Below are 12,568 nucleotides of genomic sequence, written 5' to 3'. Positions count from 1 at the left end.
CAGGAATGCGAGAGTAGACAAAACCGCCGTTCTTCTTGGAGACGGCGGTTCGATGATAAGTGAGATTAATGAAGAGGGAGATGGTCGAATGGATAACCACCAATCTTATCTCAAAAACAGATTTCCAAAGGTAATCAGTCTAATGGTTGTAGGTTTGCTGCTTGCCATGGAGTTGACCGGTTTTGTTTCAGCAGGAAGGGAGGGAAATGAGGAAGATCTTGCAAGCGAAGTTACTGCAGCTCAGGAAACGATTGCCCAGTGGATTTTTAAAGACAAAGGCGAGAACGGGGTATTTCCGGCTACAGGCGGGGTATATCAAACGGCTTCATCCATTCGTGATGTAGGAACAAATACGGATGCATACACCTATGAGCCCAGTGAGAACAGCGTACGCAACCAGGGCTGGCATGAAGGAACGGGCACTAAATACTGGCTTGCCACGCTTTCTACCCAAGGCTTCGAAGGTATCTTCCTCTCTTCACAGCAAACTTCTTCAAGTACAGGGCCTAGGGATTTTAAGGTGCAATACAGTATAGATCAGCAGGAATGGACAGATGTTGCGGGCGGCAACCTTGTTCTTGCCCAGAACAATTTTAATTGTTCCAATAATTCCTGCAAATTAACGAACCTCGCATTGCCTGCGGGAACTAACAATCAAGATGTACTCTATATCCGCTGGGTGGTTAACTCTACGAAAAGCGTGAGCGGGGGAACAGTGTCCAGCTCAGGCTCAAGTAGAATCAAAGATGTAGTAATTAAAGGAACACGTAGCAGCGGCGAACCTGGGGACACTCCCACACTTGAGGTAAGCAAAACTCCCGCTTCAGGGGCTGCAGATGTTTCCCTTAATGCAGAGATCACTGTGAAGTTTAATAAAGCCATCAGTCTCGACAGTGGTTATCAAGTTGTAATCACAGAAAACAATGTTCCTCTTAACAACATCTCTGCTTCGCTCCTCGGTCAAGACTCGGTTAAAGTCAGCCACCCTGATTTTATTGCCGGCAAAACTTATAAAGTGACCATCCCAAAAGAGCTTGTTAAGGGGACTACGGATGGCCGGACACCGGAGAACGATATTACCTGGAGCTTTAAGACGAAGTCTCCGGATACCGGAAACAAAACACCAACACTGCTGAACATGACTTTTAATGGGGACCCAAAGACAAGTATCGCCTTTGACTGGTATACAGCCGAAACCGTCAGAGGTACAGTAGTGCAAGTGGTGGAGGCCTCCAATGCGGGAGGAAGCGAGTTCCCGGAACAACTGGCAACCTCTTATGAGGGCAGCTCAACAGTTATTGAAACCTTAATGACATCAGGAGACAGAAGCTCCAAAAAGTATAAAAAGTTCGCTAGTCACAAAGTTATTACAAGCGGTCTCAATCCTGGAACTAAGTATATATACCGGGCCGGTAACGGTGATGCGGACGGCTGGAGCGAGGCGGGTTCTTTTACCACGGACAAGGCGGATAATCAGGATTTCCATTTCCTCTACGTAACCGACACCCAAGGCTCAAGTAAATCGAATTTCGATCTGTGGCAGGATACTTTTAAGAGAGCTATTGAGAAAACGGTAGATCCCAAGTTTGTTCTTCTTACAGGGGATCTAACGGATGACGGTGATCTGGAGCAGCTGTGGCAGTGGTTCTTGGGTGTGCCGAAAAAAGAATTTGCCAATGTGCCATTTGCACCGATTATCGGCAACCATGAGATAGAGGATTATCCGAATAATAACTTCTATAACCATTTTAATCTTCCAAAAGATGTCGGGACGGGTGCTCATGACGGGTCTGTATATGCTTTCGAATACGGTGATGCCCTGTTTATGCAGATCAATTCCCAGTACGAAGGGGAGGTTACGCCGTATAAAGCGGATATTCAGTTCACGAAGCAATTGGAATGGATGCGGAATCAAGTGGCAAAGACCGACAAGAAGTGGAAATTCGTCTCGATGCATAAGGGAGCGTATTCTTCAGGGGATAATGCTTCGGCAGAAAGCGACCGGGTAGAATTTTACCGGAAATATCTGATTCCTGTATTTGATGAGCTGGGTGTGGATATGGTGTTTGAGGGACATGACCATATGTATATGAGGTCTTTTCAAATGCTGAACAACGTTCCGATTAAGAATGTCATTACCGATGAGCAAGGAAATGTGCTGAATCCCAAAGGGACCGTGTATCTAATGGGCAACTCAGCCGCTTCGAAATTCTATGCTATTAATCCAGACGCTGACACTTTTTTTGCAGCAAAAAACGATCAGCCCAACAAGAAAATGTTCGTGGATGTTTCCATTACAAACGATGTGCTGAAATTTACATCCTACACAGCAGTTAAAGATAAACCCCTTGCCGTCTATGATGCTTACAGTATCAAGCGGACTGACGTCAAACCTGGCATTGTCGAAAATCCAAGCGCAGTAAGACAGTCAGGGAACCGTGCTGTTCTTTCGTGGAAAGCACCAGCAAATAGCTCTGAGCCGGTGCGAGGTTACCGGATTTACGAGAAGAATGATAAAGTCAGCACGAATTGGAGCGTTTATGTGCCGGCGGTAAGCGGTCAGACGAGTTACAGCTATACATTAAACGGCATAGATTCTGCTAAATCCTACAATTTCGTGATTAAAGCAGTGGGGACGAGAAATAATTCGCTTCCAGCAGAGGTAGGAATGCAATGAATCCTCGAAAAACAAAATTACTAACCGAATGTACCCTGGTTAAAAGACACTAGCTCACGCTAGTGTCTTTTTCCTTCCAAGGGCAAAGACCTATAAATATTGCACCTTATGTATATTTTATCTGTGTTTCGGAATTTTAATCCCCTTTATAATAAGGTTTGTAACAGGGTTGGTAGGCCGGCCGAGCTTTACAAAACGAAAAAGAAGAGGAAGCTACAATGTCAAATGAAGCAGGGAAAAAAATAAAGCTTTCACGAATCGGAAATTCGCTAAGGCAACAGAAATATCTTCAACTTATGGTGCTACCTGGTCTTATATGGCTAATTGTTTTTTGCTACATCCCTATGGTCGGACTTTTTGCAGCATTTTTTGATTATAATCCTTTTCTGGGAATTCTAAAGAGTCCATTTGTAGGCTTCGCGCACTTTAAAGAACTGTTTCACGATGAGTTGTTCTGGAATTCGGTAAGAAACATGTTCGGGTTAAGTTTAACGAAGACGGTTTTTGCCATCATCATGCCGATTTTGTTTGCCTTAATGCTTAACGAAATCAAGAATATGACCCTGAAAAAAATCGTTCAGACGGCGAGTTATCTTCCGCACTTTATCTCGTGGGTAGTTGTTGCAGGACTGTTTATTATGTGGCTCAACACCGATGGCATTGTCAATCATGTACTGATGTCGCTTGGTTTCACCAATGAGCCCCAAGCTCATCTGAATTCTCCCGGAGGCTTCTGGATCTGGATGGCAATTATTGACACCTGGAAAGAGACCGGGTGGTGGGCGATTATATATCTCGCTGCCATTGCTGCGATTCCTGTAGAACAATATGAATCTGCTGTGGTGGATGGAGCAAGTCGCATCAGAAGAATGATTAGCATCACTATTCCGTCCATTAAATCCACAATTATGATGGTAGTTATCCTTAGTATTGGAAGCATGATTTACGGAGGACTCTCCGGATCAAATCTGCAGCAATCTCTACTCTTTGGGAATTCGCTCAATTATGACAATTCCATGATTTTGGAAACCTATATCGTAAATATGGGGCTTTCCCAAGGTCGCTTCTCTTATGCTATTGCTGCAGGGTTAATCTTATCATTGTTATCGTTTGTGCTGTTCAGTGGAGCAAATGCAGTCAGCCGTAAGTTAACAAACACCAGTTTATATTAACAAGCAAATTCCCGTATAAAGTGAACCGTCAGGAGCGAAGGAAATGAAGGGAAATACAGAAGACAAAGTCATCAACATAGTTCTGTTTATTCTTATGTCGATTGTCACCCTGGTAACGTTGTATCCATTGTACTACTCATTCATCATATCCTTGAATGATGCCAATGACATCGCCGAAAAAGGCTTCATCTATTTATCTCCAAGAAAATTCACACTTGAGAATTTCAAGATTGTTTTTACAGAGAGCAAGTTAGCTCATTCATTCCTAATTACAGGGGCGAGAACGATTTTGGGTACAATTGCAAGCGTATTGTTTACTGCTTGCGTGTCTTACCCCTTATCTAAAAAATACTTGGCCCTTAGAAGCTTCTATATCCGGACGGGTGTAATCACCATGTATTTTTTTGGTGGAATCATTCCAACCTATCTGCTGCTCAACTCACTTGGATTAATTGATACCTTCTTGGTGTATATCATACCTTCCCTGTATTCATTTTTTAATGCCATTTTGTTTATTAACTTTTTTTCCTCCATTCCCGATGCGTTAGAGGAATCAGCCAAGATAGACGGTGCAAATGATTGGCGTGTTTTCTGGAAAATATTCCTTCCGTTGTCTGCGCCGATTCTGGCCACCGTGTCGTTGTTCTATGGAGTACAGCAATGGAATTCATGGTTTGATGCAGCCTACTACACCAATTCACCAGACCTGGCCACCCTGCAACTGGTTCTTTATCAGATCATCAGTCAATCGGAAGGAGCCGCGATTGCTGCAAATTATCTCGGAGCCGGTAAGCAGAATATTAACATTATTGATTCCATGAAGTATGCAACTATGGTTGTGTCCGTCGTTCCGGTAGCTCTCGCGTATCCATTCCTGCAGAAATATTTTGTCCAGGGCATGATGGTGGGCTCTGTAAAAGGATAATGCTCGATATCTAGGTCACTTGCCTTGATATACACACAAAAAAAGGGGGAAAGAAGATGAGTAAGGGGAAAAGGATTGTGTCAATCTTTATGGCAGTAATGATGGCTGTTGTTTTTAGCGGGTGTCAATCGAATAAGGATGCGGAGAGTTCAAGTCAGCCAGCAACGGGTACAGAAGCAACTGCGGGTTCGGAAGAATTGACGCAGGAACCTCTAGTTATCAAGCATTTCTATAATTATGACTGGTTCAATGTCGATTGGACAAGTTCGCCCTCCGGTCAGGAAATTCAAAAGCAGGCCAATGTAAAGATTGAATTAAGCAAAGCAACTTCTGGTGATAATACCAAGCTAAATATGATGGTTGCTTCCGGTGACATTCCTGATTTGATTACAACCAACAAGGATGATCCCGCCATCGATTTAATGATCAAGAATGGCATGGTTTTGCCGATTTCTGATTTTATTGATCAATATGCGCCTGAGATTAGGGAGCAGAGTGAACCAGAGGTCTTTAAATACTACAACTATAAGGATGGAAAGCAATATTTCTTCCCGTCGTTTCTCGTTACCCCATATGACCTTCAACAATCAGATTATAATACGGTTAGCGGAGGTGATGGAGTAAGCGCTATCAGAAGTGATGTTTATGAGGCAATCGGAAAACCAGATATGTCAACGCCTGACGGATTCTTTAATGCAGTGAAAGCAGCAAAGGAAAAGTTTCCTAAGCTTACCGGCTGGTATTTCGGGGCTTTCAACAAAGATCTGACCTTCTTTAAAGCAGGTGAATTTCAAGGTTATATGTTCCCTGCTACCCAATTCGGCATCCATGTATATGATGTAAACGCGGATGGAAAGCTCACATCGGGTGTGCGTAATCCGAAATTCACTGAATTCGTAAAGTTCATGAATAAAATGTACACGAATGGATTAATGTCCTCTGAATCATTCGTAGATGCGCAGGATATTAAAGAAGCTAAGAAACAAAAAGGGGATACGATCGTATTCTCCGGGATCGTGAATGATTTTAACGAAACGATCAAAACTCAGGATAATCCGGAAGTGGGCTGGGAGCCTCTACCGTATTTCCCGGATGGTAAGTATTTCAAAGATGGCTCTGGTTGGACAGCTACGCTGATCTCCAAGAAAGTCGCTGACCCTGAACGGCTGGCTAAATTCATCTCTTTTATGACTTCTCAAACAGGTAGAGAGCTTGATGCTTATGGGGTAAAGGGCGTTCATTGGGAGATGAAGGAGATCGATGGGAAGCAAGTACCAAGACGGACTCCGGAATTCCAGACCTTATACGAAACCGACGGAAGCAAATATCAGAAGGAAACAGGGGTATCCACCTACTTTGCTTTCTCGGATGACTATATCCATGGCAGAATGGCTGCACTTACCGATTCCGAGAAGACAGATTACAGAAAGAACTTGGAGAGCATTGTCAAGCCGCACAAAGAAGCGGATATCGCATTGGGACTTATTCATCCATTGTCCACTTCTGAAGAAGGGATTATCCAAAATAAGCTCAATGAGCTCTCCAAAGCGTACTACCCTAAAATGGTTATGGCCAAGAACGAGGGTGCCGCTTTAGATACCTATAATGAGTTTGTGAAGAAGGCGGAAGACACCGGTTTGGCAAAACTGGAGGCTGCTTGGACCGCTAAGTATGCGGAGTTTAAATAAGTCAGCTTAGCAATAAAATAATGTTAATCAAAGAAGTGGATGAGTGTGACGAGAATCAGGCTCATCCTTCTTCTTTTCGCAAGGAAAACTCTTAAATCCACTACAAATCCGCGTTATACGTTTATTCGGGGGATACAATGAAGGAAACCATTAAAATCTGCAAAAAAGGGTATGACATTGTCATCGAGAAAGGTTCTGGCTGCATCAGGGAATTGTATGACAATAAAGATGCTAACCGGGTGAACCTTGTTGACCGCAACAGGCGATTCGGGAGCTTGGCCGCAACCTTTAAAGACAAGAAATCATACCATACAGAAATAAGCCATGTCGCAGAGTCCAAGAAACACATCGTTATAGATGACCAACTCATCACCCATTCTTTTTCTTATCTGAGAGGTTCCTGTGCCGTTTTTACCAATTTCGAATATAACTCCACCTTAAAATACGAATTTATGGACGAGTTTTTTATCCTTTCCATTGAAGCTGCAGACACGAATATCAGCCAATTCGGCATGAACCTTGATTTCAATTTTTTAGGGAAGTTAGGCACAGGATATGAGGATCAGGTGATCCCGACATCCCCCTATACCTCAGCAGACGGCAAAGCCTCCTATTATCTAATGACAAGGCCTAACGGCAGATGGGTTCTGGTTACCTCACCTCAACCCCTGGCTGGGTGGCGACTGGAGTATTCTCCCAATAATTTTGGACATTTTATTCTCGGATTGAAGATGTTTGAGAGCTTTGATGATGTTTTTGTTTCAGATTCAGGCACGAAACAAAAACATACGATAGCCCTTAGGATCGACTTTCCCGACACGTACAGGGAGGCCATGTCGCTTGTGAGCTCCGCCTTGGGAACCCCCGTTCCCTATTTTCCGGTTGCAGGGGGAACATTGGGGACAGAGCTTCCCGTGACTATTGAAGGAGTGTATAACAAAATTATCCTTCATTTACCATCAGGTAACAGCACGGATATTACAGAGCATGTAGTAGAAGATAGCGGCGGATATCAGGTTTCAATTAGGCTTTGTGAAGAGGGATTCTACAGGGTTGAAGCATTTGGAAATTCCCTGAACAGCTTGGACTGTGTATTATTCAGCTTCAGCGGCTGGAACGAGCTGTTCCGCAAGGCGAGCAGTACTATCGAACAACCCTATCACTGTGATGAGAATCTTGCTGAGGGAGGGGTGTGGTGCTGGGCTCTGTGTGAACATATCAAGCGGTTTGGGGTGAACCCGCAATTGGCGGGCAGGGTTTTAGAACATATTGATCATAAAATATTGAATCTGTCCGGAGTCTCCCCTACGCCAGGATGCTCCATCGTACCTTATCCGCACAGGTTTGAGGGTCGGGAATATGGGCCTTACCATATCTTCGAGTCAACCCGAATACAAGAGCAGTTTTTTGGGGTGTCCATTCTTCTATCTGCTTATCAAGCATTCGGCAATTCAAGCTATCTGGAGTATGCGATTGATACCTTGCTGAACCTGCTCCATGAGCATATTGCCGAGAATGGGGCCATCCTGTGTTATGAGAAAGGAAGAGAAATCGATTATACCACCGTATGCGCCCCGGTAATTGCAGTGGTGGATATGGCGAAGGTGCTTGGGGAGAGGAGAGATCCCAGAGAGGCTGTCTTTCAAGCAGCAGCCGTGAAAATTGCGGATTATCTGCTGCAACGGGGATTTCATTTCCCTACGGAGGGGGATCAGGAATACTCACAGGCGGAGATGGAGGACGGCTCGATCTCCTGCACGGCATTATCCGTTCTGTATGTTTGCTTTCACATTGAATTCAAGCATGAATACATTCGATTTGCCAATAGTATTCTACGGCTTCATGATGCCTGGAAGATGTACACGCCAGATGCCCGGATGTACCATTCATCCTTCAGATGGTGGGAGACCATCTGGGAAGGCGATCAGGACGGCCCGTGCATCAATGCAGGACATGCCTGGACGATCTGGCGGGGAGAAGCCGATTTCTATTACTCACTCCTCACAGGGGATATGAACAGGCTACTCTCTTCCTACAATGCTTATCTAACCAATCTCAGCAAGATTCAACAGGATGGCACTGTATATGCCTGTTATATTCCGGATTATATTCCTTATAGCACGGAACCTGGGGTGCTGGTCCACCGATACCCGCTGAAGCCAGACCATTCTCTCTCCAGGTATGTGTGGCCGCGGGCAGTGGACACCTGGTTTAAATCGAGCGGCATTCACAGCCAGAAGAGTAAGCCGATTGCTTTGAATGGTGAAGTTACGTTTCATGAAAATTGCCTGGTTTTTATGAGCACGGCTCCCGAGTTTAGTTATTTTTTTGTTGGTGATATAAGGGGAAGAATCAGGCTTGCTACTGAGAAGAGAATCACAATCATATCTCAAACAGAGTATTTGTCAGTATACCAGGGTCGTATTGAGGCTGCTCAGGGAATCCGCTGCGAGATTACACCGGAGAACAAATGGATTGAAATTGAATTAGGGTAATCTCCCATGCAAGAGGGCAGTAAAGCTCAAAAAATGTTCTTTTTTTGTCGATTTCAGTAGGTATTGATATAATAAATTACGGTCGCGGCAGTGGATACTGAGGGACAGAGAGGGAAGAGTTATGTTAAGAATGCTTCGGGGACCCGTAAACACCAGCTATACTTGGAAGATCATGATTTGCTTTGTGCTTGTTCTTCTCATACCCGTAACCTTGTCGGCTGTTTATATCTATATTCGGTCTGTCCAATATGTGGAGGATCAGTCTAAGACCGCCCTCAAGGAAGCCTTGGCAAAAGAAAAAGAGAATGTGAATCAAATTTTCAACGATTACCGAAAACTCGGGAGCCAAATTGCGCAATACCCTTTGCTGATTTCATATTTTGATGAATTATATATGTCCGATACCAACAAGATTGATTTTTCCTATCATTACCTCAATTCTTTTATGGATTGGGTCCGCAGCCTGGAGACTACGGAGTATCACTTCCGGTTCTTTACTGCGAATGACAACACCTTTCAGAATGAATGGATTTACCATTCTAAGCCTTACCGTAACGAAGCATGGTTTGAAGAAGCGATTCAGGCGACTTACAGCGCTCCATATTGGGAGAATCTCCACAAAGCCCGTATCTTGGATTATGACAAAGTCAAGAACCCAGCGATTCGCGATCAGGAAATCTCCTTGTTCGTGCCTATGTTATCCTATACAACCAACGATAGAAACACGCTGCTGGAAATTTTTATTGCACCTGACGCTATTTTTGGTGGTCTCGGCAAGATGGAGGAGTTCAAACAGGGAGCCGTGTTCGTATATGATAGCGTAGGTCAACTGGTGTATGAATCCAATCATCTCCCGGCAGGTGTTCTCTCACAGCTATCCTCCCAATTAAACAAGGCTGAACAAAGTACATCCAATATCGTTACGAAGGTGGGAAGCCAGTCCTTTCTGACGGAAATCCAGACTTTAGAGAATCCTAACTACAGAATTATTGGAATGTTCCCTCAGAATCTGGTTATCCAAGAAACCACGAAAGCGCGAAACACCTTCGTAGTTTGTCTCGTAGCCGCACTTATCTTGATGATTCTCATCTCCTATGTTTTTTCCAGAAAACTGATGAAGAAAATAAAAAAGCTCGTAAAGGTCATGAGGAGCGTCCAAGAGGGCAACCTGAATACCCAAGTGGTAATTGAAGGAAATGATGAAATTGACGAGCTTGGCAAAGATTTTAATAGAATGCTTAACAGGATAAATGAATTGATCGAGACGGTATACAAAACGGAAATTCTTCAGAAGGATGCGCTGTTGAAAGCGCTTGAGAACCAGGTGAATCCTCACTTTCTGTATAATACGCTGGAGACCATCAAGATGATGGCCGAGATCAACAGGGAAAGGGAAATCTCCGATGCGTTAACCTCATTGGGCGCTATGGTCCGCTACAATTTGACAAAAGACAACAGGCTGGTCCTGATAACGGAAGAAATCGAACAAATCAGGAGCTATTGCAGTTTGCAGAATTTGATGATGAACGGCCGATTGGAGCTGGTATGCTCGATTGCAGAGCAGATATATTCGTTAAAGATGCTGAAGCTGATCCTTCAGCCGATCGTAGAGAATGCAATCCTCCACGGGTTTCGCAACTTTGATGGTCAATGTGTCATCAAAATTTCGGCCGAGGTATACCAAAATAATATCCGATTCACAATTTGCGATAATGGGAACGGCATTGAGCCCGGGAAGCTCAGAGCCTTGAGAGAACGGTTGGAAAACAACCATAAAAACAGGTTATCCCCAGGTGAGAATGGAATCGGTCTGTCCAATGTCAATGACCGGCTTAAGCTGGCGTATGGAAGCTGCTATGGTATAGAGATTGAAAGTGAAATGAGGGAAGGAACCCGAATTTATATCAGCATTCCGGTTATTGATTAACCAAGGAGGGATGAACGTGTATTCATTATTGATCGTAGATGATGAGAACATCATTAGAAAAGGGTTGCGAGTGATTATCGACGATCTTGGGTTCTCGTTCAGGGAAGTGGTGGAAGCCGAAAATGGAGTCCAAGCTTTGGCAATATATGAGAAACACAAGCCGGATATTATTATAGTCGATATTCAAATGCCTCATATGGACGGTATTGAATTTCTTAAAAAAATAAGGGATATAGGTGCTGATAGCCGGGTTATTATTTTCAGCGGCTACAGTGAATTTGAATATGCCAGGGAAGCTATTCGTTTTAAGGTTACCGAGTATTTGCTCAAACCGATCAAGAGACAGGATCTGGAGGCTGCCCTGAAGAGGGCTTTGGACGATCTGGACCAGGAAAAGGGAACGGAAGAACTGCCTCCTGGGAGCCTCTCCGAGACAGATGGGAATATGCTTAAAGATATGCTGCTAAGCGCTGGTGGGAGCGATGAGGTCTTTCAAATGTTTTTATCCGAACGAAGGATTGAAATGCCTTGCCCGCATTTCATCATTTTATATGCACAGTTTACCCACCTGCAACTTTTTTCAGATGCCGGACAGGGAAGTATTCTCCCTGCAACTATGCTCGGCAGTAAGCTGGTGGCAATGTTTCCTCAGGTACTGTCTGTTCCGCATGTGAAAAACAGTGTGATCTCTATCATCAACATAAAAAAAGGAGACGGTTTGAGAGAACTTCGAGCCTCTTTAAACGAAATAAATGAATATCTCCGGGAAAAAGGGCTTCGAGTAAACTGGGGAGTCAGCGGTATTAGCAGTAAATCTGTGCCTCTGTACACGCTGTTTAGGCAGGCCAAAGCCGCCTTCATGGAAAAATTGGTATACGGCGAAGGGAATATTTATTTTGCAGATGAACTGCCTAAACTCGCTGACAGGTTGCACTTTAACGAATCTGATATTACCCAAATGATATCCATGCTCAGAATGATGGACACCGGGAGGCTGGAAGTCTTCATCAATCAGAGGTGCAATGAGACAAGTATAAAAGGAATGGTAACGGTGAAGGAATACCAGGACAAGCTTTGCAGCTTGCTTATACAGGTGGGGTCCGGTATAAACGGTTCCGAAAAGGCCGGTGTTTTTATGGCTAATAACATCTATCAATTCGTGGAGGAACTGGAGGAATGTACTTCTTTACCGGCGGCCAATAAGCGCTTTATTGATACTTTAGTATTGATAAGTACCTATGACCATAAAGAAGGAACAAAATCAGGAGACAATAAATCAATTGCGCTTGTCAAACTATTCATCCAGAAGAATTTCCACAAGGTAATCAATCTCGATATGCTGGCAAATCAGGTTTCCATGAATCCTTCCTACTTCAGTGTATTGTTCAAAAAGGAGGAGGGCATATCCTTAACCGATTATATTGTGAATGTCAGAATAAACAAGGCAATGGAATACCTAATAGATCCCCAGTTCAAAGTGTACGAGGTCGCAACCAAAACCGGATTCAATGATGAGAAGTATTTCAGCAAGGTATTTAAGAAAAATGTGGGAATTACACCTAAGGAATATAAAGAAAAAAGCATATTCCACATGTAGGTTTATTTTTAACAACAATAAATGCGATTTCAATAAATATGGCACGCTTTCTTGAAATTTTCCATTCTTTTTTACAGGCAGTGTTGC

General features: G+C 43.7%; 7 protein-coding genes. All 7 read left to right on the top strand.

Annotated features, from left to right (window positions below; genetic code table 11):
* The first annotated feature begins 88 nt into the window (after window positions 1–88).
* Window positions 89–2,677 carry a metallophosphoesterase gene (locus MHI27_RS19945; RefSeq protein ID WP_405176771.1) on the top strand — a complete coding sequence of 863 codons (2,589 nt, stop codon included), beginning with the start codon at window positions 89–91 and terminating at the stop codon, window positions 2,675–2,677.
* 218 nt (window positions 2,678–2,895) lie between these two features.
* A complete protein-coding gene (locus MHI27_RS19940; RefSeq protein ID WP_076286513.1) occupies window positions 2,896–3,849 on the top strand; it encodes a sugar ABC transporter permease in 954 nt (317 codons plus the stop codon).
* Between the two features lie 43 nt (window positions 3,850–3,892).
* Complete coding sequence (locus tag MHI27_RS19935; protein WP_076286512.1) at window positions 3,893–4,774, top strand: carbohydrate ABC transporter permease; 882 nt, start codon at window positions 3,893–3,895, stop codon at window positions 4,772–4,774.
* Between the two features lie 56 nt (window positions 4,775–4,830).
* A complete protein-coding gene (locus tag MHI27_RS19930; RefSeq protein WP_042189649.1) occupies window positions 4,831–6,462 on the top strand; it encodes an extracellular solute-binding protein in 1,632 nt (543 codons plus the stop codon).
* Between the two features lie 137 nt (window positions 6,463–6,599).
* A complete protein-coding gene (locus MHI27_RS19925; protein ID WP_405174537.1) occupies window positions 6,600–8,957 on the top strand; it encodes a hypothetical protein in 2,358 nt (785 codons plus the stop codon).
* Between the two features lie 121 nt (window positions 8,958–9,078).
* Window positions 9,079–10,884 carry a histidine kinase gene (locus MHI27_RS19920; RefSeq protein WP_340971155.1) on the top strand — a complete coding sequence of 602 codons (1,806 nt, stop codon included), beginning with the start codon at window positions 9,079–9,081 and terminating at the stop codon, window positions 10,882–10,884.
* 10 nt (window positions 10,885–10,894) lie between these two features.
* Window positions 10,895–12,481, top strand: a complete 1,587-nt coding sequence (locus tag MHI27_RS19915; protein ID WP_081382840.1) for a response regulator — start codon at window positions 10,895–10,897, stop codon at window positions 12,479–12,481.
* The last annotated feature ends 87 nt before the right edge of the window (window positions 12,482–12,568 follow it).

Source organism: Paenibacillus sp. FSL H8-0261 (assembly GCF_045040645.1).
Classification (GTDB): domain Bacteria; phylum Bacillota; class Bacilli; order Paenibacillales; family Paenibacillaceae; genus Paenibacillus_AQ.
The sequence above is the reverse complement of the archived record's forward strand: the minus strand, read 5'-3'. Positions and strand labels throughout refer to the sequence as shown.